The organism is Paenarthrobacter sp. AB444 (assembly GCF_028736865.1).
Classification (GTDB): Bacteria; Actinomycetota; Actinomycetes; order Actinomycetales; family Micrococcaceae; genus Arthrobacter; species Arthrobacter nicotinovorans_B.
Genome location: NZ_JAQZBY010000013.1, coordinates 15,983 through 39,590, shown reverse-complemented (window position 1 = coordinate 39,590; position 23,608 = coordinate 15,983). Strand labels below are relative to the sequence as shown.

9 protein-coding genes are annotated in these 23,608 nt (G+C 65.0%); all 9 read right to left on the bottom strand.

Annotation, left to right across the window (positions count from 1 at the left end; translation table 11 throughout):
* Positions 1-7 precede the first annotated feature (7 nt).
* Positions 8-1,744: a serine/threonine-protein kinase gene (locus tag PQ627_RS15635; RefSeq protein WP_274262415.1), complete on the bottom strand. Its 1,737-nt coding sequence runs from the start codon at positions 1,742-1,744 to the stop codon at positions 8-10.
* A complete protein-coding gene (locus PQ627_RS15630; protein WP_274262414.1) occupies positions 1,741-3,549 on the bottom strand; it encodes an FHA domain-containing protein in 1,809 nt (602 codons plus the stop codon). The genes PQ627_RS15635 and PQ627_RS15630 overlap by 4 nt, the downstream gene beginning before the upstream one ends.
* Positions 3,536-4,444: a PP2C family protein-serine/threonine phosphatase gene (locus PQ627_RS15625; protein ID WP_274262413.1), complete on the bottom strand. Its 909-nt coding sequence runs from the start codon at positions 4,442-4,444 to the stop codon at positions 3,536-3,538. The genes PQ627_RS15630 and PQ627_RS15625 overlap by 14 nt, the downstream gene beginning before the upstream one ends.
* Entirely contained in the window at positions 4,441-6,027 is a 1,587-nt protein-coding gene (locus tag PQ627_RS15620; protein WP_274262412.1) for an RDD family protein, read from the bottom strand. Before PQ627_RS15620 ends, PQ627_RS15625 begins: the two co-directional genes overlap by 4 nt.
* Entirely contained in the window at positions 6,017-8,527 is a 2,511-nt protein-coding gene (locus tag PQ627_RS15615) for a transglutaminase-like domain-containing protein (protein ID WP_274262411.1), read from the bottom strand. The genes PQ627_RS15620 and PQ627_RS15615 overlap by 11 nt, the downstream gene beginning before the upstream one ends.
* Positions 8,524-9,927 carry a DUF58 domain-containing protein gene (locus PQ627_RS15610; protein WP_274262410.1) on the bottom strand — a complete coding sequence of 468 codons (1,404 nt, stop codon included), beginning with the start codon at positions 9,925-9,927 and terminating at the stop codon, positions 8,524-8,526. Before PQ627_RS15610 ends, PQ627_RS15615 begins: the two co-directional genes overlap by 4 nt.
* A 56-nt stretch (positions 9,928-9,983) precedes the next feature.
* Positions 9,984-10,955, bottom strand: a complete 972-nt coding sequence (locus tag PQ627_RS15605) for an AAA family ATPase (protein WP_144662001.1) — start codon at positions 10,953-10,955, stop codon at positions 9,984-9,986.
* A 65-nt stretch (positions 10,956-11,020) separates the two neighbouring features.
* Positions 11,021-17,116: an Ig-like domain-containing protein gene (locus tag PQ627_RS15600; protein WP_274262409.1), complete on the bottom strand. Its 6,096-nt coding sequence runs from the start codon at positions 17,114-17,116 to the stop codon at positions 11,021-11,023.
* Positions 17,117-17,366: 250 nt separating this feature from the next.
* Complete coding sequence (locus PQ627_RS15595; RefSeq protein WP_274262408.1) at positions 17,367-23,501, bottom strand: Ig-like domain-containing protein; 6,135 nt, start codon at positions 23,499-23,501, stop codon at positions 17,367-17,369.
* Between the last annotated feature and the right edge of the window lie 107 nt (positions 23,502-23,608).

Below are 23,608 nucleotides of genomic sequence, written 5' to 3'. Positions count from 1 at the left end.
CCGGTGGTTACTGCACACAGGCGATGGAGCCCTTGTCTCCCGGAGATGCCGAACCGTCAGTACGGACAATGATGACCTGGATACAGAGCTTCTCTTCCTTGCCGAAATAAGCACGTACTTTCGGCTCCTTGACGGACTCGTATTCGCCTTCCGGGATGAGGGCGGTGCGGTATCGCCATTTGTACGTGTCTCCAGGCTTGGGCTGCGGATTTGTCCAGCTGAAGTCGGCGAAGTCCGGCTTCACCGGGTCCCGCGTGCCGCTCAGGCCTTCGACTTCCGGTACCCCGCCATCGCCGAGGGGATCCGCCGGCTTCACGCTCGCCGCCTCAGTCGGCGCGACCTTCGGCTGCGCGTTGGCGCCGAGGACAACCCCGACGACGATCGCGACCACCAGGACGGCGGCGCCAGTCACCGCGAGCCACAGGTTGCGCTTGCTGTGGTCAACAAGCGGCGCCTCTTCCGAGGTTTCGGATGCTGCCCGCGATGCTGTGCGGCTGACGGTATCGTCGACGTTCGCAGTACGGCCCGACGGCTGCCAACCACGAAGGACAGTCGATTCTCCGGTGTCGGTGTCGGCCCCTGCTGCCTGCTGGGTCTGGAACTGCGGAAGCGGCTGTTGCGGGGGTCCCTGCTGGGCGGGCGCTTGCCAGACGGCGGGCCTTTGTGCGGTCTGGGAGGTGCTGGCAGTTTGCGCCGTGTTGCCGGTCTGCGACGTGGTGGCCGGGACAGTGGATGGGAAAGTCCGCGCCGGGAAGGTAGGGGCGGAACCGGTGCCGGCAGTACCCGAGGCGTCCGGATCGATCGATGCGATGCTCCGGACCCGGGTTTCCTCGACGTTGTCGTCAGGGTGTTGATCGTCGCCGTGCCCCGGTTCCTCGAGCACCTCGAAAGGCGTCACCGACAGGTTCAGCTCGGTCTGGATGCGCTGCAGGGCCAAAGCAAAGGCGTGCGCCGAGGAGTACCGGGATCCCGGAGACTTGGCCATGGCCGTTGCCAGCGCCAGTTCCAGGGATTCCGGAACATCCGCGCGGCCAAGCCTGGGAAGGGGTGCGTTGGTGATGCGGGAAATCAATTCCCGCTGCGAATTGTCCTGCCCGGGAAGCACGAAGGGTGAGCGGCCCGCCAAAAGCGTATAGAGCGTGGCGCCCAAGGCCCAGATGTCGACCGGCACACCGTCCACTGCGCCGCCGCGGAACTGCTCGGGCGGCGACCACGGAATGGACATGCCGGCGTCGTCCTCGGAATCGGCACCGATGGTGCCGGAAATACCGAAGTCCGTCAGCGCCGGGCGGTTGTAGTCGGTGACCAGGATGTTGGCCGGCTTGATGTCCCGGTGCACGATTCCGGCCCGGTGGGCGGTCTCGACGGCGGACGCCACCTGGATGCCGACAGCAAGGACCTCATCGACGCTGAAGCGCTGGCGCCTGTACCGCACATCGAGGCTCGGCCGCGAGCAGTACTCCATGGCCAGGTACGAGTGTCCGGTCTCGGTGATCTCCGCTTCGAAGATCGTCACGATGTAAGGATGCGAGGACAGCTGCGCCATCAGGTTGGCTTCGGATTCGAAGCGGCGGCGCGCACCCTCGGTCTTGAGGTCTGACAACAGCACCTTGACGGCTACTTTTCGGCGCGGCCTGTCTTGCTCGTAAAGGTAGACGTCGGAAAAGCCACCCGAGCCGAGCAGGCTGATGTATTTGAAGCCCGGGATGGGGGGAGGCGGTGCGGGGGGCCTCTTGGAACTCAAAGAATCTCCTCAAAACGCAATGAAATGTCGTCGCCGAGTTCGGCAATGTCGCCGTCCAGCAGGATGGCCATCTCATTCTGGGCAAGCCGGCGGGGTGCCTGGCCCTCGCGGATGAGCACGGTGCCATTGGTGGCCTTGAGGTCGCACAGCATTACATGCCACCCTTCCAACCGGACCTCCACGTGGGACCTGGAAATGTCCCCGCCAGGGCTCTCCACCTGGACCAGGCGGGGCATCGTGCCTCCCTGGACACGCGAAACCGAGGGCTGGCGGCCAATGATGAGCGACTGGTCCAGGTCGATCAGTTCCCCGGTGGAAAGCCGCATGCGGCCCAAACGCGGGCGCGGAACATGAACGGCATCCCCGCTGATGGGAGCTCCGCACACCGAGCACAGTGGGTAGGTGGGCGGGTTGGCGTGCCCCTGCGGGCAGACCCTGGCCAGGACGCTCGGGCCGTTGACGGCGGGTGCGTCACTGGACGTCCCGGCCTCCCCCGTGTCACTGGTCCGGGGAAGGCTGCTTTTCATGATGGTCTGCCCGTCGTGGTCCGAGTCCTCGTCCACCACGCTGCCCGAAGATGCCGGTGCAGGCGTCCAGGCAGCCGGAACCTGCGGTGCCGGCTGGGCCACCGGCGGCGCCGACGGCGCGCTGCGGAGCCAGGGCACAGAATCGATCAGGCCACCGGATGCGGCCGGAGCGGCTGAGTGGCTGGCTTCCGACGGCGGCGCGGGTGCCGGCGTCGAAGGTTCCGGCGCTGGTTGTTCGGTTTCCGACGGCGGTTGCGGAGCCGACGGCGGTTGCGGAGCAGGTGCATGGCTGACCGGAGCGTCGTGGTCATCGGCATCGCTGTCCAGGCGCACTGCGGCGTCCTCGATGTTGCGCATCACCGTCTTGTCCCACAGGTGATCGTAGTTCGTGGTGTTTTCCAGAGAGGGACTCAATGGATCCGTGGTGCTGGTGTGGACCGGGACCTCGTGGTCGTTCACCACAAGGTCATCGTCGCTTTCGGCTGGAGCAGGCTCCCCGTCAGGCTCCTCCTCGGGCTCCTCCCCGGAATCTTCGGGGGCACTGATTTCAGTTGCTCCCGGTTCCCCGGATGCGGATTCGTCCCCGGACGCGGGTTGGTCGACTGGAGCAGACGCGCCGCCGAGGTGACCGTCAATGACGGGCGCTTGTCCGGGTGCAATCGTCAGCCCAAGGTCGGCTTCGTGGTACCCGATCATGGTTTCGTCGGAGACAGAGGCCGCCGGTGCCTGCACGGCAGGTGCCGCAGCCGCAACCGCAGGCTCCGAGGCCGGTTCCGCCGTCGTCGGCCCGTCCACAGCAATGCCCTGCCCGCCGGCCTCCAACGAAGCCAACAACACCACGCCGTCCTTCACCGGGAGGGTATCCAACCGTGGGCGTTCCATCCCTTCGGTGGCTTCTGCCCCGATGTGGATGCTCAAGGCCGTGGCGCCGGCGATGCGGCGCTCCGTCCAAGTGGTGACATCACGGCCTGTCAGGTGTTCCTGGCGATCGGCCAGCTGTACCGACAATTCGAGGTCGCCGCGAAGGAAGACCCGCAGCGCATCCTTGGAATCGATAATTCCGAACGGCGGGATCCTGCTCAGCGAAACACCAAAAGCCTCTGTCACTTCGTGCAGGACTTCGTGGGCTTCGGGAGAGGAAGACAGCAATTCCCACACGGTATCCAGCAGGGCGTGCGGGGTGTCGGGACCGAGAAGTACCGCTGTTCCGTTGCGGATAACTCCAAACCACTCGCCCTGCCGGTACCGCGTGTGGGACAGGAGGTTACTGCTTGCCATCGGCGTCTTCCTCATGGTCGGTGCCATTTACCCAGGCTTTGGGAAGGGTGTCCTCCTCCACGTCTGTCCCGACTTCCGGGCGGGGCGCTGTGATGGCGATGCCGGCGTCGTTCAGTACGTTCTTGGCGTCAACCACAATCACGGTGACGTTGTCACGTCCGCCGCTTCGGAGCGCCGCTTGGATGAGGGCATCCACGGCGTCCTGCGGGTGGGCCACTGTGCTGAGGATCCGGAACATGTGGTCATCGCCCAGTTCACCGTTGAGACCATCCGAGCAGACCATGATCCGGTCGCCCTCCTGGATGGGAAGGAGCCAGAAGTCCGCTTCGGTTTCATCCCCGGTGCCCAGGGCACGGGTGACCACGTGGCGGCGCGGGTGGACGGCGGCCTGCTCCGAGGTGATGTCCCCGGAATCCACCAGCTCCTGTACCTCCGAGTGGTCCACGCTGATCTGCGCGAATTCACCTTGGCTCAGCCGATAGGTCCGGGAATCGCCGATGTTCATCACCAGCCAGTACGGCAAACCCATTTGTTCCACAACCACCACGCCGGAGAGCGTGGTGCCGGCACGGGCACCGGTGGCCTCCCTGATGGCAGCATCGGCTTTCAAGAGGCATGCCTGCAGGTCCGCTGCAGAGGCGCTCCGCAGCCCTGAGGCGAGCTCGGGAGCGCTCCCCAGGGTGCGCACGCACATGCCGCTGGCGATCTCACCGGCCTCGTGGCCGCCCATGCCATCAGCGACGGCGAACACAGGGTCGGCGGCGATGAACGAATCCTCGTTCAATTCACGACGCAGTCCACGGTCCGTTCCGTAGCCGTAACTCAGGCGGAACGAGGACCCGCCGGTGGCCGGGACGGCGTCGGCGTTGGCGTTGGTGGCCGGCTGTGAATTCATGCTTGTCCTAGGTGGAAGGAACGGTCCCCGAATTGAACGGTGGAACCTGGCCGGACGAAGGATGCCTCGCCGGGCGTGAGCCTGGTTTGCAAACCGTCAGGGGTGGTGACGGCACTGCCATTGGTGGAATTGCGGTCCGTGACCCACACGCCATCCCCGTCCACCCGAAGATGCAGATGGGTTTTGGAAATCGACCTGCCCGGATCCGACACCGGCAGCAGCTGCTCGACGACTTCCCCGGGCTGCGCAGCGGGATTCCGGCCAAGAAGGACGCTTCCGCCGAGCTGGACGTCCTGGCCGTCGTCGATCCGTATCCGAAGGACAGCCTGTGCACGGGCCGCGCCTGGGCGCATCTGGGTGCGCTCGACGTCGTCGTCAGGATGGGCGGGAAGTCCCGGCGCCGGGACCGTGTGAGGCTGCGGAACGACCGGAGCTTGCTGCGCAACTGGTGCTGGCTGCGTGAGAGGCGCTTGCTGCGGGGCCGGCACCTGGCGCGGCGTCGGCGGCCGCCACTGGTTCGGGTCATGTGAGGGCTGCACGGCCGGGGCAACGGACGACGCCGGGGCCGCCTGATGCGGTGACGTCGCCTGGGCGGGAGTCGTCTGTGCGGGGGCGGATTGGCTTGGCACGGGCAGCGACGGGGTGGAAGCGCGTCCCGACGGCACTGGGGAGATCACCGGTTGTACCGGAGGAAGGTCCATGGGAGCGAAGCTGTAAGGACCTTGGATTCCTCCGGTAGTGACGGGATTGCGGCCCGCATTGACGTCGAACACCAAGGTCTTGGCCGCCTTGTCGTGCCAGCCACGCACCTTGCCGTTGGAATCCCAGGCGTTGGAGAGCACCACCAGGATGGCCCAGGCAACCCCCAGCACCATCAGCGGCAAAGCGATAAAGACAACAAGTCCCAAGAGTCCCAACGCCGACAGGATGACAGCAGCCAGTGACCCCACGATCAGGACAGCACCGGTCAGGATGCCCCGGACAAACACCGCGCCGGCACCCGGAGCGTAGCCATCGGCATCAGTGCTGCGGATTCCCATGAGCTGGTTGCCAATGGTGTTCCCGGACTTCGCCTCAAGGGCCAACAACACGAAGATATACACCACAGTCACGGCCAGGCCGATGCTGCCGAGGAGGACCAGCAGCCCGGTGTCGTAAACAATGAAGCCGTTCCGGCGCGTTTGCGTAATGCCCGCGATGCCGATGGCAAACGTTGTGGCGAGGACAGCCACCGGCCCCAACCAGTCCAACACCGCCGCGCCCAGCCGTTTGCCGGCAGAGGCGGGAACGAGGTCGAGCTTGGTGGTCATAGTGGTCCCTCCCCCTGGCCCAGGCGTCCTGTCCGGGACAGTGCTTGTCCCCGGATGTGCCGGCGACGCTGGTGCCGACACTACGGAGATACTACCGGGATCGGACAGGCCCTGCCGGGCAGCCGATTCCAGTGCGGCCCGCTGGGCATGGTTGATGTTGCCCTCCTTGCGGGCTCCGCGGTTGTTCAGCGGCGATCCGCACTGGTTGCAGAAAGCGGCGCCGGGCCGGACGGCATGCCGGCAGGCCGGGCAAAGTTCGGTCTCACTGCTCATCGGTGCTGTCCTTCGTGAAGGGCAACTTCAAGCGCCGCGCCCCCGGTTCACCCGGAGTTTGGTTCCTGGCGGAACCTTGTTGACGACGACGCAGGGCCGCCCGGGCGTCCGCCAGCAACGAACGCGGTGAGAACCGTGCCTGCTGCCGCTTCCAGAAGCCAACACTGCCGGTGATGTCGGTCAGCGATGTGTCCACGATCTCCCAGTACTCCTTGACCTCCGACTCACTCGGCTGCCCCGCGCCGAACACTGCGGCGTCCGCGCGATGGGCAAGCATGGTGGTGGTATTCCCTGCGGTAGGGAATGCTTCCGCGATCACCGAGGCAGACTCGCGCCTGGTTGACTTGGAGTCGATCGAGGCACCCATGTCGGTGACGAGGCTCAATACCTCGCTCCATCCTGCGCCGACCCGCTGCGCGGGGTGGCCATCACGGAAACGTGCCTTCCGGCGTCGTGATTTCAACAGCAGAATCAGCAGCAACGGCACGGCGAGAATCGCCAACGGAATCAATGCCACGCCGATGGCGGCAAGCAGCGGCCCCCAGAAGAGCCACGGGTTGTTCTTCTTCTCATCCGCGTCCAGGGCATCCGGAGTGGAGTCCGGCGGCAGGTCCGCGGGCTCCTGCGGCGGGGGCGGCGGCTGCAGCACCTGGGGCTTGGGCTTGGACTTGTTCTGCGGATCCGGCGGGATGGGCACGTTGTCCTTGGGCGGGGTGGGATCGAAGGAAACCCAACCGACACGGTCGAAGGCCACCTCCACCCAAGCGTGTACATCCTTGCCGGTGATCTTGATGTCGCCGGCGCCGTTCTCCGGGCTCTTGGGATCCGGATAGAAGCCCATGACAACACGCGAGGGAATACCCAGATGCCGGAGCATGAGGGACATTGAGACTGCGTACTGCTCGTCGTCGCCGAGCATCTGCTTGGCCGAGAGCATGTTGCGGATGCGGGCCGCGCTGTGGCCGGGAAGGCTCGGAAGCTGCCCCTCTGCCACCAGGCCGTTACTGAAGGCGCCGCTCTTTTGGAAGTGCGCCTCGATCTGCCGGACGCGGTCGATGGCGGTGGGTGCATCCGCCGACAATTCGTTCGCCTGTGATGCGACGATCGGTGGTACTTCCTCGGCTTCGGGCAGCGTGAGCTTGGCGAAGTCATACTGGGTCAGCTGCCCGTGCTCCAACGTTCCGGGGTCCGAGACCTGGACGGTGTAGTTCTCCCCCTTGCCCAGGCCCTTGGTGGTCACTGCGGTGTCGGTGCCGGCATTGAAGTAGAGCCCTGACGCTGCTCCCGAGGTGTCCGCAAAGCTCATTCCGGTGGTGTGGCGGCCACCCGGAACGAAGTAGCCCTGATAGTCCTCAACCGTGATGTCCAATGTGTAGTTGGTGCCTTGGACCGGGCTCCCGGACTCGGCCAGCGTGTTCAGCGACTTCGCATCGCCGACTTTGCTGAAGTTGCCGGAGCTGTTCGGATCCATGGTGTAGTTCAAGCCGTTGAACGCGTCCAACGCCGCCAGCCGGACGCGGGCATCCTTGGGCAGGCCCTTGACGGTGAACAGGGTGGTGTCCTTTTCGTCCTTGACGAAGTTGCGGAAGCTCGCCAGCGGAGTGATGTAATCCCGGGGATCGAAGGGCGGGACGATGGTGTTGCGCAGCACCTTCCGGTCATCGCTGGCTGTCACCAAGGGAGAAGCAAGGGCCGTCACGCCCACGGCGACGGCGATGACCGCTGCAGCAGTACCGAGGCGGCGCAGCTGGCCGCGGCGGGCCGTACCGGCGTCGGAATCGGGCCTGTTGGCCGAGACGGTCCTGGTGCTGCGCTGGCGGAGCACCTCACGGCGGAACGTCGCCCAGACGATCGAGATGATCGTCAGGGAAACGCCGCGCTCCACGTTCAGGAAGCCCGAACTGGTACTGAAGGCGATGCCGGTGACGAAGAGGACCAGTACCGGAAGCAGCGGCCAGTAGGGGCTCTTCATCCGCCACGTCAGGAGCCCGGCGGCCAGGGCCATGAGCAGCGCGCTCAGGAACGGCACAATCAGCGTTCCGTTGGCGGTGCCCACGGGAACACCGACGGTGAGCATGTCCTTCCAGGAGAAAACAATGCCCAGCAGCAGCGTGCGCAGGGAATCCAGGGACGGCAGGACGCCCAGCACAGCAGAATCCGGAACCGCCAGCGCGGAACCGAACAGCATGTAGGCACCAAAAGTCGCAGCTGCCGTGATGAGCAAACCAAGGCGCAGGTGGGCATTCAGGACGGCGATGCCGAGCCCGAGGACCACGCCGCCGAGTCCTGCGACCAGGAAGCGCGCGTCGCCGCCGAAGCTCAGCGTGAATCCGAGGACGCCCAACAAAAGCAGCACCACCAGGGCGCCGCAGTCGACAAAGAAGTGCCACAACGGGCGGTCGTCGGCGAACATGGATCCGCCTGCAGCGCGTTTGCGGGCATTGGCCTTCGCGGATTTCTCCGCACGCGGACGCACTCGGACGTTGGGCGCGGTGCTCATGCTGCCGCCTTTCGAAGAACGATGGCCAGATCGTCGAGGTCGCCAACGGTGAGGACGGTCAGGTCCGCGATATTGGCCCTCGACGGCGCGGCGCCGGGTTGGACGCGGACGGCCAGGCTGCGGACTCCCGGCGGGACCGAGGCCGCCGCTGACCGCAGTTGCGTGGCGGTGACGTGGCTGCCCACGACAAAGAACACCACGGAGGCATTCGGGACGGTATCGGACAAGGTCCGGGCGAGGTCGACGGCGGTCTTGCGCAGGGGCGCGCCGATGATCCGTGTCATGTCGTCCAGCAGGTTACGGCCGGTTTCGCAGCGCAGCGGACCTTTTTGGGTCAGGACATCGAGGTCGCGCTGTTCGCTGATCGCCTGGCGGCCAATGGACCCGGCCACCGAGATGGCCATTTCGAATTCCGCTTCGGAATCGTACTCATCGGTGTTGATCGACAGGGCAATAGCGAGGTGGGCCCGGCGCGTTTCCTCGAACTGGCGGACCATGAGCTTGTTGGTACGGGCCGTGGTCTTCCAGTGGATGTGCCGCCGGTCATCGCCGGGCACATAATCGCGAAGGGCGTGGAACGAAACATCGGCACTGGAAAGTTCAGTGGTGGGCATGCCCTCAAGGTCGCGGATGAAGCCGGCCGCTGAGCCGCCCAGCGCCACGGTCCGCGGGTGCACGAACAGGTCCACGGGTTCGGTCCAGAGCACGCGCCGGCGCAGCAGGTGGAGCGGGTCGGCGCGCACCGAGCGCACGGGTCCGACGACGATGACGGCGCGGCGGGCCGTCGGGATGGTGAAAAGGTCCTCGTGCACCTGTGCGGGCTTCATGCGGGGCAGGTGGAACACGGCCGTGTTGGCACCGACAGGCAACTCCAGCGCTGCTGGCAGCAACGGGCGTGCCGAGACGTTGGAGACCGCAATGCTTCCCACCGCATCATCGCCTACGGCCACGCGGGTGCGGGCCAGGTCCAGGACCACGCCGTACGCCGATCGGCCCACAATAAAGCCGATGGCCAGCAGGAACAGCAGGAATGCCACCAACGCCGCGGACTTCGCTTCCTGCCAGCCCCACGCCTGTCCTGCCCACCAGAGCCCGATCGATGCCGCCAGAACCACCCAGCCGAGCAGGCTGACAACGGAGAGGACCGGCCAGGCATAGCGCAGCCAGAGGGCGCGGAATTTCTCCCACGCCGGAGCGAGGATCTCCCCCGCTGCTCCGGCGGCCTCGGCCCACACGGCCGCGGGGTGCAGTTTCCTGGTATTGCCGGGCCTTTTAGGGCTGCCCGGGCGTCTGCCCGCGTCGTTGCCGGAACCACGCGCGGAGCGCAGGGTGCCGCCAAGTGCTGACGTGGCGCGCTTAAGCGAATCAGCAGCCCGGCTCAGGGGTTTGCTGGAGGACATGTGGGGGCCTTTGTTCGAACTGGTGCGAGGAAGGGAAACGCCGGGACTGTGTTGGCTTAGGCCGTGGCGCGTTGCTGCGGGGCAGCCACTTCAGAGAGGACACGCGCGAGCACGACCTCGGGTGTGGCGCCCGAGAATTCAGCCTCAGGGTCCATGACCAGACGGTGCGTCCACACCACCGGTGCCAGTTCCTTGACGTCGTCCGGCAGCACGAAGTTCCTGCCCTGTCCGGCTGCCCACACCTTGGCGGCACGGACCATGGCAAGGGCACCACGAACCGAAACACCCAACCGGGTTTCGGAGGCGTTGCGGGTCTCCTCGCAGAGCCGCGAAATGTACTCGAGCACCGCGGTGTCCACGTGGGTTGTCGCCGCGAGATCTGCCATGTCGGCCACGGCCTGGGTGGTGATCAGGGCAGCAAGGTCCTTTGAGCGGTCCTTCAGGTTGGAGCCGCCCAGCAGGCGCACGGTGGAAGCATGGTCCGGGTAGCCGATGGAGGTCTTGATCAGGAAGCGGTCCAGCTGGGCTTCCGGAAGACGGTACGTACCGGCCTGCTCGATCGGGTTCTGCGTTGCCAGCACCATGAACGGCCGTCCGGCCTCGTAGGTGGTTCCGTCCACGGTCACGCGGGACTCCTCCATGACCTCCAGCAGGGCGGACTGGGTCTTCGGTGAGGCTCGGTTGATTTCATCGGCCAGGACGATGTTGCTGAAGACCGGACCCTTATGGAACTCGAACTTCTGCGTCTTCTGGTCGTAGATGGTCACACCGGTGACATCGGACGGCAGGAGGTCGGGGGTGAACTGGATGCGGTTGTGCGAACCCTGGACCGTAGCGGCCAAGGCCCGGGCCAGCGAAGTCTTACCGGTGCCCGGTGCGTCCTCGAAGAGGACGTGGCCCTCTGCCAGCATCGCGGTGAAGGTCAGCCGGATGACGTGTTCCTTGCCCAGGACGGCCTGGCCCACGTTGGCAACGAGCTTCTCGAACGTTTCTGCAAACCACGCGGCCTGCTCGCTTGTCATGGTCATCGGTTGATCCTGTTCCTTGTGTTGGGGTGTTGGGATGAAGTTGTTGTTGGTGCCGACCGGAGAGGTTAGCAACCGCCGGGCTTGGTTCCGCGCAGATCCACGGTGGTGGACTTCACGTACCAGCCCGGGTGGCTGCCCTCGGTGACGCGGTACCACGGCGTGCCGTTGTTGTAGATGTCCTTGGTGCAGTTGACGTTCAACCACCCTTCCGAGTTGGAGACCCAGCCAACGCCGCAGCTCGGGCCGCTCGGGTTGTAAGTGTCCGGTCTTCCAGGCTGGCCGGGGCACGTGTTGTTGTGGGCCCTGACCTCGCCTGCCGGAGGCTGCGGCGGTGGCGGCTCGGCACCGCTGCGCGAGGTGTCGCTGCCCACACGTCCTGCCTGTCCCCCGCTGACGGCGCGAACCTGCAGGGTGTGCGTTTCGCTGAAGCCGACAGTCTTGGAGAAACTCCGCTGGTCGGTGTTCTGCCACGCCCCGCCGTCGAGGCTGTACTGGTAGCCGGTAACCGGCCGGCCGTTGCCGTTGGGAGCGTTCCAGGTCCAAGACACCGTCTTGTCCCCTACCCCGCTGCTCTTGCTGCCGGTAACAGTCGGAGCGTAGGCAAGGCCGTAGGGATTCACGGTGTTCGACGCCGGGCTCCGGTCACCGGGCGTTGGGTTCCGGGAGGAAATGGCCCACACGACCACCGCTGTGTCGGCGCCGTTGGGAGCTGCCACAACCCCGCCACCTGCAGGGATCGCACCGGTGCCCGAGCCGGAGGTCAGGGCGTAGCGGTAGCTGATCTCGTTGGCGTTGGCACCGTTGCGTTCCGCCGCGGAGAGCGGGTTGAACGCGACACGGATCTTGCCGCCGTCGGCGTTGGTCTCCACCAGTGCTGCCGAGGGTGCACCCACCATTCCAGGCTTGCCGGCGGCACGAATGGCGTTGGACTGCTGGCTCACGCCACTGACGCCGGCCTTATTGGTGGCCGAGACCGTGAATGAGTAGTCCGCTTCCGAGTTGTCCACTGTCACGTTCTGGGAGGTAGCTGCCACTGCCTGGGAACCAACCACCGCGCCGCCACGGTACGTGGTGAGCGTGTAGCTGGACACGGCGTCGCCATTGTTGTTCGGGGCCGCCCAGCTGACCTGCAACTGGCTCTGGCTGCCCACGGACCCGGCGCCCGCGACGGACGGGGCAGCAGGTGTCGCCGGAACTCCGGCAGGAGTCTCCGCGGCCGAGTAGGTGCTCCACTCCGACGGTTCCTTGGCGTCGTTGCGGGCCAGGACCCGGACCTTGTAGGCCACGCCGTTGGTCAGGCCGGTCCACACGTGGCTGTTGCCCGTCAGGTTCTGGATCTGGGGATTCTGACCTGCCGGGGCAGGCGAAATCTCAAGATCGTAGGACTTGATGGGAGAACCCTTGCTCGCCGGGGGAACCCAGGCGACGGAAAGCTGCTTGTCGCCGAACTTCAACGTGGGAGCCACGGGGGTGTCCGGCTTGACGTCAGGACGGACCTCGGCCGAGACCGGGGAACGCTCTGATTCGTTGATGGCGTTCGTTGCCGTGACGGCGAAGTGGTACTTCACGTTGTTGGTAAGGCCAGTCAGCGTACAGGTGTTGGCGGGGCAATCCTGCTTGAAGCCGTTCTCGCCGTACACCGTGTACTTGGTGATGGGCGCACCACGGTCAGCCGGGGCGTTCCAGGTGAGCAATGCCGTTTGGTCGCCCACACTCTGGGCCAGGGGTGTACTGGGCGCCGCCGGCTTGTCCTTGACGGTCAAACGGATACGGGCCGTGGCATAGCGGGAGAGCTCGCCCGTCTTGTCCTGCACTGTGTACGCGACAACCATGGTGCCGGTGAAACCACCAGCAGGAGTGACAGTAACGCTGTCACCACCCGGCTCGGCCGTGCCCTGGCCGGTCTCCGTGACGGCCGAAACGATCTTCAACGGCGTGTCCGGGAACGGGTTCGAGTCATTGGCCAGGACGTTGACCGTGACGGGCTTGCCGGACTGCGCGTCCGGCTCGGCGTCGTCGTTCGCCACGGGCTTGGGACGGTTGGAGGCCGAGAGCGAAAGCTTGTAGGTGGCCACGGCTTCTAGCCCGCGGCGATCCTTGGCCTTCACCTGCACCGTGCCTGACTGTCCGATCTGGACGGAGTCGTCCGCGGAGGCCTTGAGGGTCTTCCCTTCGATGGAGACCTTGAAGCCTCCCGTGGCTCCCCCTGTCAGCTCATAGTTCATGTTCTGGACATCGTCCGCGTCAGGATCGGAGGTCAGTTTCCCCAGATCCAGGCTCGCGGAATCACCCTTCGGAACGTCAAGATCGCTGCCGAGAAGGACAGGCGGGTTGTTCTTGTTGGGGTCCGGCAACACCTTGGTCCGGATGCTCAAGGTGGACTTCAGTCCGTTGGGATCGTCCGGACCCGTGCCGTCAGTCACTTCGAAACTTATCGAGCCCGGACCGACGTACTCGGCTCCGGCGGTGTACTTCAGACCGGTACCGCCGTTGGCCACGGGATCTGCTCCGTCGGCGCCGATGAGCTTGATGCGGTCGGTCTGTGTCAGCCGGGGTGAGCGGCCGTCGCGGACCTTCACCCATTCGGCGAGGTCGACCGTTACCGACTGGCCCGAAACCAGCTCAATGACCTCGTCCTTGGCAAGGGTGGGGACCTGCTGGCCGATGCCTGGAACCCAGATGATGGCTGTGGACTTCTGGCCATCCACGTCTTCCACCGTGTAAGGAACCAGCTGCGGTTGTTCCGTGAGCTCGACGATCACATTGCCGTCCGGCCCGGGACGAGCAGTGGTCACCTCGGTGCTGACTTTGAGGTTCTCCCCCACGCCGTCGGGGTCCTCATCGTTCTTGAGCACGGGAACATCCACGGCGGTTTTCCCGAGCGTCTGGGCCGAGGTCACGCGGTCGTCACGGGCAATCGGTGCCTGGAGCGGGATGTCGTTCTTGACCACCACGCGGATGCTGGCTTGTCCCACTGCGTCACGGTCATCTGCCACGGAGTAGCGGACGTTCACGGTGCCTTCCGCGGCCGGCGCCGTCACCAGGACGCGTCCACTGGTCTTGCTGACGTGGGCGTCCAGGCCGGCATCGGCTTCGAGGCTGTCCGAGAGGATGCGGATGATGTCACCGTCGGGGTCGGTGTCGTTGGCGATGGCATCGACCGCGATCTGCCGGCCAGGCCGTACCTTCACTTCGTCATCGACGGGAGCCGGTTTCTGGTTGTTGTCCCCGCGGGGAGCGACGCCGACCGTCACCGTTCCGGTGTTGACCGCGCCCTGGCGGTCAATCACCTTGTAGCGGAACGTATCCGTACCCGCGCCGTCACCGGCGGCGACGAAGTCGATGAAGCTGCTCCCCGCCGTCGCGGTTCCCATGGTGGGAGTGCTATCGATGCCGGTGAGCTGGACGGAATCGCCGTCGGGATCGATGCCGTCCAGCGGAACCGGAATCCGGACGCTGCCGCCGGCCACAACGCGCGCCGTCAGGTTCTTCGGTTGCGGCCGCGAGTTCTGGGTGCCTTCGAGCGGAAGGATATGGATGGTCACCGCGGCCGCGCTCTTCTGGCCCTGCGGATCAACGGCGTTGTAGATGGCACGCACTGTCTTGGGCGTGGGGCCCGCGATGAAGCGCAGGGTCTTCTCCGAGATGAACGCCTTTCCGTCTTCTGCGGCAATGTTCTGCGCCAGGACGGGGTCCACGGACAACTCTTCACCCTGAGGATGGGTGTCGTTGTCCAGGACCGGTATGGTGACGACGTCGTTGACACGCACGTTCACTTCGTCCGGTTTCGGTTGCGGAGCTTCCACGACGGCGGGGGCCGGCACCGGCACGACGCCCACCGTGCCGGTGGCTGAGGCGCGGCCATTGGACATGGTGTAGCTGAAGACGAAGGGATCCTTGGAGCCGAGCACGTCCGTGACCCGAAGGACACTGTGGTCGATCACGCTGACGGAAGCGGACGAACCATCCGGAACAGTTACCGATTGCAGTACCAGCACGCCGCCGGAGGGATCTGAGTCATTGGCCAGCGGATCCACCAGGACGCTTCCACCCACGGGCAGCAGCGCTACGTCATGGACGGCAACGGGCGCCCCTGCATCCTTGCCGGATTCCACATCGACCCGGATGAGCCCCTGGCTGCTTTGCGGGCCGTTGCTGGCGATGTACGTCAAGTAGATCGGCCCAGGTGTGGTGCTCCGGAACGTGAAGGTGCCGCCGTCGGTCACAGGACCGAGTTCGGCCGGTCCGGCGGCCTCGACGTGGGCCACGCGCAATGCGCCGCCGTTGGGATCGACGTCGTTCTTCAACGGTGCGATGACCAGGTCCTGGCCCACCACGGCTGTCACGTGGTCGGCGTTGACCACCGGCGCCAGGGCACCCGGGGGCTGCACGTTGACCACAATGCGTCCGGTGGTGGTGGCGCGGCCGTCCCACACGGTGATGGTGACGTTCTTCTTGCCCGGCGCGGCCCCGGAATCCTGGTACGTCAGCAGGCCGTCCCGGCGCACCTTCACCTGGTCCTGGTCGTTGTCGGTCTTGGCGTCCAACAGGACCAGGTCGTCGCCGTCAGGGTCCATCCAGTCGGTCAGGATGTTCTGGCTGACCGACTTTCCCTGTTCCACGACCATGGTGGTGGGCTCGCCGCGTTTGAAGAACGGAGGCTTGTTCTCTTCGGGGGCCACTACATGGAGGGTGACCTTGCCGCCCGCGGAGAGGCTGCGTCCGTCCGCGGCGTTGTAGTCGAAGACTTCCGTTCCCGGTTTGGCATCGGCGGGCACCTTGATCTGGAAGGCGGAGCCGCCGTAAATGTTTTCCAAAGTGCCCAGTTTGGGGCCGTTGGCTCCCACGGACGCGGTGAGGACGTCGCCGTCGGGGTCTGAATCGTTGTCCAGGACGCTCAAAATGGAGGTGCGGCCGGGGCGGACACCGAATTCGTCCGGCTTGGTTTCCGGTGGACGGTTTGGCTTGGTGCGGTCCGGCAGGACGTTGATGGTGTTGTTGTCCGCGGACTCCTGGTCCTGGTCATCGGACTGGTTCTTGGGCGGGACAACATCGTCCCAGTTGTTGACCAGCTGCATGTTCTGGTTGACCAGCCAGACGCTGCCCGAGTTCACGTCGTTGAGCACCACGAGGTCGCGGTTGACGCGGAAGACATAGCTCGGCGAGGCACTGGCCTTGGGGACGTCGTTCTTCTTGTCGTCGGCGTCGTTGTCGCAGTCGCGGAGGTATTTGTTGGCGCCGGCCCAGGCGGCGTGGACGCACTTGCTGACCTGGACGGGAGCTGCGGGGACGCCCTCACCGTCAGCGTTGACCGTTGCGGCAGTGGAGCCGTCCAACGGCTGCTTCAGCAGTGCCTTGCGGGTGGCGATTGCCACGTAGCTGCTGTCCTCGCTGGTCTGCTGGAGTTTTGCTTCCCGGGCATCCTGCAGCTGCAGCCTGCGGCCACCAGGAAGGAACAGGTTGCCGGAGGCCGCGTCCAGGACCACAGGCTTGTCCCCCACCACGGAAAGCTGGAGATCACCCACTCCTTTGAGCTCGTCAACCTTGGTGACCTCGTAATTGGTGCGCTGGCCGTCGGCGTCAACAGTGATGACCGAGATTTCGCCCTTGCCGGGGTCTGCCGTGTAGATGCGGTTGTCCGTGCCGACCGCTGAGACCAATCCCTGGTCCCCGGTCAAAACGGGTTCAGTTCCCTCCTCATCAAAGCCGTTGACAGTCGAGGGAGAAAGCGCCCACACCTTGCCGCGGGCAGGGTCCGTCACGGAGAGGACGGTGGAACCGTAGCTCACTTGTGACGACGACGGGAGCTGCTTGTCGCCACCGAGCTTCAGGTTCGCCGCAGAGACCTGGTTGATGGTCGAGCCGGACTCGTCATCGACGAAGACGTTGCCCTCGTGCTGCAGGACATCGAACGTGGTGGTGGCAGGCGTCACCGCGCCATCAAGGACACGGGAGGGATAGTTCAACCGACCGACGGCGTTCTTGGTTTTGCTCACAACCCACACACCGCCGTCGTTCAAGTCCACCTCCGTGGTCTTGAAACCCGGGTACAACACAGCCCCGGCGATCAGCACAGCGCCAGCCGCAGTCGCAGCGGTGCCCGTAATGATTCTCTTGTTTTGACGCTTTTTCAGCCCCAGCTTGCCGAAGAAAGTTGTCACAGCCCCAGAATTCCCTTTGTTTTAAGCCGCCCCCACGTGGCTTCCAAGCCGACCGGCACTTGCCGGCAGCCGTACAATCCGCAGTACCCCCGAACGGCGGCGGAATTTTCAGTCCCTAAGACTATCCCACGCGCCCCACGGCCAGCCAAGGAAAACCGCGAGCGGGCTCTCCATTGGCTATGGCAGCGTACAGTGCTGCCGCCGTGGGACGCGATGGGGACAACTTCCCGGCACCGGGCGGCTGATGGCCTCAGCATTGCGGAATCTGGTGGGGTCCGGGATCGCCCAGGGTGGTGTTGCCCTGCGCGATGTAGCGGCCTGCGTTCGGCCCACTGGTCAGGCGGTACCAGGCAGCGTAGTTCAGGTACGGCGTACTGCGGTTGATGTAGCAATTGACCGTAAAGGAACCGTTTGACTCGTACTGCCACGGGGCGCCATAGACCACGCCGTCACAGCGGTGGCCCGGTGTGTTCGGGTCCCAGGACGTCTGTCCGGATGCCGCTGTGTCCGTACAGGTACGGAAACTGCCGGCCGGCAGCGTAGCGTCCCACGACGTCTTCTGCGGTCCACTTTGGGCACTTGCAGAAGCAACCGGCCCACCCTGGCCCACCGAGTTGAACGTTTGGACTTCAATGGTGCGTGTCTGGTTGTAACCGCCGGTGTTCACCACCCGGCTGCCGGAGGCGGATTCGTTGATCCACCCGGTGTCCGTCCCGCCGCCGGTGATCCTGATCTTGGTGGCAGCAACGTCGTTGCTCGCTGTGGAAGGCGAGGACCAGTTCAGGGTCAGGGTCGTCTGGTTCTGGCCCCCATTGGTACCTGATGCCGACGGCGTACCCGGAGAACCGTACGGTGTGGTGCTGGCCGGGGCGCTCGCATCCGAGCTGGGAGCCACAGACGAGACTGCTGTCACCGTGATGGAGGTGGCCTGCCCGTTGGCGAATCCACCCACCGTTTGGCCCGGGGTGATAGGGCCGGACTGGCCGGTGCTGGCGTTGTAGCGGTAGCTGACTTCGCCCTGGGTGGATCCGTTTCGCTGGGCCGGAGTGAGCGCAGAGAAATTGATGGTCACTTGCTTGCCGGCCGCTCCGGTGTTGGCCGGAGTTGCGGTGACGTTGCTGACTGTTCCGAGTTTGCCGGTGGCACGCCTAGGTGCCGAGGCAGGGCTGACGCCACCCTTGCCTGCCTTGTTCTCGGCCTGCACTGTGAAGGTGTACGCGGCTTCGGAGTTGTTCGCGGTGAAGGTGGCCGACCGTACGCTGCCGGCAACGGTCTGTGTTTGGGTGACACCGTTACCGCCGTTCATGGTGACGTAGTACGCCTTGATCGGATCACCGTTGGTGTCCGGCTCGGTCCAGTCGGCACGAAGCTGGTTCTGGGTTCCCACGGACTGCACCACAGCGGTGGTGGGTGCAGCGGGGGCACCCGGAAGACCTGCCGGGTTGTCCTCAAGGGAGTACATGCCCCAGTCCGAGGGGCCCAGGTCGTTCACTGCCTGGGCCCGTACCTTGTACTTCACGCCGTTGGTGAGGCCGGGCCAGGTATAGCTGAGGCCTGTGACCTCGTTCTTCACGGCAATGCCGTTGGCGGGAGGCGGCGAGATTTCCAGGTTGTAGTGCTTCACCGGGGACCCCTCCGTCTTGGCAGGAGTCCAGGTGATGGCCATGTTCTTATCGCCCGCCTTGACGGCGGGGGCATCGGGAGGTGACGGCTTCTCATCCGGCTTGATCTCGTTGGATGCCGCTGATGCCGGCGAATCGCCTACCTCATTCGTGGCGAACACGGTGAACACGTATTTCACGTTGTTGGTCAACCCGGACAGGGTGCAGGTGGTGGTGGGGCACACCTGCTCGAAGCCTGCCGCCTTCACCGTGTACTTGGTGATGGCTGCGCCATTGTCCGACGGCGGTGTCCACTTCAGCACAGCGGTCCGGCTCCGTACATCCGTGGCAACCGGTGCCGACGGAGCGTCCGGCTTGTCACGCACCGTGATACGGACACGGCCCGTGGCCTGCCTTGAGGGGTCCTTGGTCTTATCCAGCACGGTGTAGCGGACCACCATCACACCCTTGAAACCGTCGGCCGGGGTGACGGTGATCGAGTCACCGGAGACCGTCGGCTGACCGGCGGCAGATCCCGTTTCCACAGCAGCGTTTTCGATGGTCAACGGAGCATCGCTAAAGGGGTTGAAGTCATTGGAGAGGACATTGACGGTTTCCGCGCGGCCTGCGTTGGCTTTGTCCACGGAGTCGTCGTTCGCCACCGGGCGCGGCCGGTTGGACGAGACAACGGTGGCGGTCACGGTTGCCCGTACGGCGTCGGAACGGCCGTCGGTGACCTTGAGCGGGAAAGTACCCACGGCACCGGGGTTGAGGGAAAGATCGGGGCTGATCTTGAGGACGGAGCCTTCAACCTTGGCCTGGAAACCAGTTGGTTGTTCCCCGTCGAGCTCGAACTTGAGGTTGCCTTGGTCGCGCTCGTCCACGTCCTTGGCCAGGTTGGCCAGCTCGACGTCGGTGGTCTCCCCCTTGGGTGCCTCTACCGAAGCGCCACTGAAGGTGGGCGGGTGGTTGGCGTTGGGGTCCGGGATCACCTTGGTCATGATGGTCAGCGTGGATTTCAGCCCTTGGGGATCATCCGGGCCGGAACCATCGGTGACCTCAAAGGTGATGGAACCAGGACCGACGTAATCGGCCTGCGCAGCATAGCGCAACGCGTTTCCATCGCCGGCGATGACGTTGGTGGGATCTCCACCCTGCACACGGATCTTGTCTGCCACGGTGATGCGTGCCTGGCGGCCATCCCGGACGCGGACATACTCCTGCAGCGACAAGGTGACGTCCTTGCCGGACATGACCTCCACCGGGTCCGTCTTGGCCAACGTCGGGTATTGGAGGCCCTGGCCCGGAATCCACATCACCGCCGTCGCGGACTGACCATCGATGTCAGTGACGGTGTACGGAATGAGCTGATCCTGCGGACCGAGGGTCACCACTACGTTGCCCGAGGTACCGACGCGTGCGTTCGGGTTCGCGTCCGGCAACGTGATCGTGAGGTCTTCAGCCACACCGTCCGGATCCGAGTCGTTCTTCAGGACCGGAACGTCGACAGCTGTCTTGCCCAGCGTCTCAGCCAGCGTGACGTGGTCGTCCACGGCAATCGGCACGTGGAGGGGCGCCGTCGGGCTTGTCTGGACCCGGACCACAGCGCTGGCTTCGGCCTTCTTGTCGTCCTGGATCCGGTAACTGATGCTCTCGACACCGGCTGCTCCGGGTGCGGTCAGCAGGACCTTGCCGGAGGCAGCCTCCACCTGAAGGCCGGGGTTGGCTTCGAAGGAATTGACCAGGGCGATGGGGTCGCCATCGGGATCGGAGTCGTTCTTCAAGGCGTCCACCGCGATGCGGCGGCCAGGGCGGACATCAACGGCGTCGTCGACGGCGATCGGCTTTTGGTTGTTTGCCTCTGCCGGAGCGATGCCCACAATCACGGTTCCCGTGTTTTCGGCGCCAATGCGGTCCCGGACCCGGTAGCTGAAGGTATCCGTGCCAGCGGACTTTCCCCCGGCCGTGAACTCAATGTAGCCGTCCCGCACCACTGCGGTGCCCATGGCCGGCGCCTTGTCCACGCCGATAAGCTGCACGGAGTCGCCGTCGGCATCGATGCCATCCAACGGAACCGGGATCTTGACGGTCATGCCCGCCACAACCCGGGCCGTCAGGTTACGGGGCTCGGGCCGGGTGTTGGTGGCGTCATCACGTGCGCGGATGCGGATGGTCACCTGCTGCGAATCGGTCTGTCCCGAGGAGTTGCTGACCTTGTAGATCGCATACACCGTCTTGGGCACCTCGCCCGCGATAAAGCGCAGGTAGTTCCCCGCGATGAACATCCTTCCGTCGGCGGCGTCCGGCTGCTGGGCCAGGACGGGATCGAGCTTCAGTTCGCCACCGTTGGGATCGGAATCATTTGCCAGCACGGGGATGGTGACCACGTCGCCCACCCGCACTGACACTTCGTCGGGCTTGGCTTGCGGTGCCTGGAGTTTGCTGGGGGCCGGGACCACTTGCACGGAAATGTCACCCGTGGCCGAGGCCTTGCCATTGGAAATCGTGTACTTCAAGGACAGCTGGCCCGTGGCATGGATATCGGTGATCTTGACGACCGAGTGGTCAAGGACCGCCACCGAGACAGGAAGTCCGTCGGCTGCCGTCACGGATTGGACCACCAGCACGCCGCCGGCGGGGTCGGAGTCATTGCCCAGCACGTCCACCACCGTGCTGCCACCGCTGGGCAGAAGCGCTATGTCCCGGACCGCGACAGGAGCGCCATCGTTGCTGCCGGACACGACGTCGACGCGTACCAACTGCTGCGCACTCGCCGGGCCGTTGGTGACCATGTACGTGACATAGTGCGGGCCGACGCTGGTGGAGTTGAACGTGAACGTCTGCTGGTCCGGACCTATCACTGCCGTCGCTTGCTCGTCCGGCTGTGCTTGGGCAAGACGCAGGGTGCCGCCCTGGGGGTCGGAGTCGTTCTTCAGCGGAGCGATCACCGTGTCCTGGCCGGCGACCGCCACCACGTGGTCGGCATTCGCGATGGGCGGCAGGGCTCCCGGGGCGCGGACGTCGACGCTGATCCGGCCTTCGGTGCTCAGCGTGCCGTCGGAAACCGTAACTGAGATGGTTTTCTTGCCCGGGCCCGCGCCGGAGTCCTGGAACGTCAACAGCCCATCGGGCCGGATCCGGACCTGGTCCGCGGGGTCGCTGCTGCTGGCCGCCACGGCGAAGAGGTCATCGCCGTCGGGGTCGATCCAGTCGGTGAGGATGTACTGGTTGGCGATTTTGCCGGTCTGCACCACCAGGGCGTTGTTCCTGTTGGGCTTTTGTTGGGGAGGGGCATTTTCACCCGGCGGAACGATCCTGAGGTCCACGTTCGTCGAAGCAGTACCCCCGCGGCCGTCATCCACCGAGTACTTGAACGATTCCGTTCCGGACTGACCGGGAGGAACAGTGATCTGGAAGCCCGTCCCACCGTAGACGGGCGCCAGCGCCCCGGATTTCAGCGCTTGGTCGGCAGAAACGGTCAGGACATCGCCGTCGGAGTCGGCGTCGTTGTCCAGCACCGGCAGGAGGGTCGTTTTGCCCGCCCGGACGCCATAGGCGTCCGGTTTCGCGACCGGTGGAGTGTTCGGTTTGCTGCGGTCCGGGAGGACCGTCTGCTGGACTTCATCGGCGGAGTCCTTGTCGGCGTCGTCCGATGTTTGCTCCGGCGGGATGACGTCGTCCCAGTTGTTGACCAGCTGCATGTTCTGGTTCACCATCCAGACGTTGCCGGAGTTGACGTCGTTGAGGACCACGAGATCGCGGTTGACCCGGAAAACGTACGACGGCGACGCGCTCGCCTTGGGCACGTCGGCGCGGCGGCTGTCAGCCTGGTTGCTGCATTCGCGGAGATACTTGTTGGCCCCGGACCACGCCCCGTACGTGCAGCTGCCCAAGTGGACAGGTGCAGCAGGAACACCTTGGCCCTCGGCGGAGATGGTCCTGGCTGTGCTTCCATCGAGGGGCTGGAGCAAGAGTGCTTTGGTGGTGGCAATGGCCACGAAATCCGCAGCGGGTCCACTTTGCTGCAGGTTGGCGTCCCGGGCGTCGTCCAGATGGACCGTCGCTCCACCGGGCAGGACGATGTTCCCCGTGGCCTCGTTGAGGACCACCGCTTTGTCCCCCACTGCCGTCAGCTGCAGCTCACCCGGAGCTTTCAAGGCGTCATCCTTGCGGACCTGCGAGTCCACCGACTGGCCGTTGGCATCGACCTTGGTGTCCGTCAGGCTCCCGGTTTCGGGGTCCACGGTGTGAATGGTGTCGTCTACGCCAACCACCGAGACGATGCCGGTGGACTGCTCCAGCACGGGTTCGGATTCGTCACTGAACCCGCCCACTGATCCTGCCGTGAGTGCCCAGACTTTGCCTTTGGAAGTGTCAGTGACCGCCAAAACCCGGTTGCCGAAGCTGACCTCGGCCGATCCCGGAAGCTTTTGGTCACCACCCAGGCGCATGTTGGCTGCGCTGACCGGGTTGATGGTGGCGCCGTCGGCATCGTCGATGAAAACGTCGCTGGCCTGCTGCAGGATGTCGAAGTCTTTGCTCGCCGGGGTGACGGCGCCGTCCAGGGACTTGGACGGATAGTTGAGCCGGCCGGCCGCACCCTTGGACTTGCTGACCACCCAGACGCCGCCGTCGTTGAGGTCCACTTCGGTGGTCTTGAACCCTGGGTAGAGGATCGCGCCGGTCACCAGGACCGCGGCGGCGGCTGTGAAAGCGGTAGCCGTGATGATCTTCCGCCGACGAATCTTGACACGGCGATTCCCGGACCCATCGGTCAGAGCCATCCACATTCCCCACTAATAGGCAGCCAGCACCGAACTCCGGCCATCACGACACAAACAAGCTAAGAGTACCGGGTTAATCCATCGATTAGCCAAGGCCGCGCAACATG

Excerpts from the sequence above, each read along its gene's own strand:
- PQ627_RS15630 (WP_274262414.1), bottom strand. The coding sequence starts at position 3,549 with ATGGCAAGCAGTAACCTCCTGTCCCACACGCGGTACCGGCAGGGCGAG.
- PQ627_RS15625 (WP_274262413.1), bottom strand. The coding sequence starts at position 4,444 with ATGAATTCACAGCCGGCCACCAACGCCAACGCCGACGCCGTCCCGGCC.
- PQ627_RS15620 (WP_274262412.1), bottom strand. The coding sequence starts at position 6,027 with ATGAGCAGTGAGACCGAACTTTGCCCGGCCTGCCGGCATGCCGTCCGG.
- PQ627_RS15615 (WP_274262411.1), bottom strand. The coding sequence starts at position 8,527 with ATGAGCACCGCGCCCAACGTCCGAGTGCGTCCGCGTGCGGAGAAATCC.
- PQ627_RS15610 (WP_274262410.1), bottom strand. The coding sequence starts at position 9,927 with ATGTCCTCCAGCAAACCCCTGAGCCGGGCTGCTGATTCGCTTAAGCGC.
- PQ627_RS15605 (WP_144662001.1), bottom strand. The coding sequence starts at position 10,955 with ATGACCATGACAAGCGAGCAGGCCGCGTGGTTTGCAGAAACGTTCGAG.
- PQ627_RS15595 (WP_274262408.1), bottom strand. The coding sequence starts at position 23,501 with ATGGCTCTGACCGATGGGTCCGGGAATCGCCGTGTCAAGATTCGTCGG.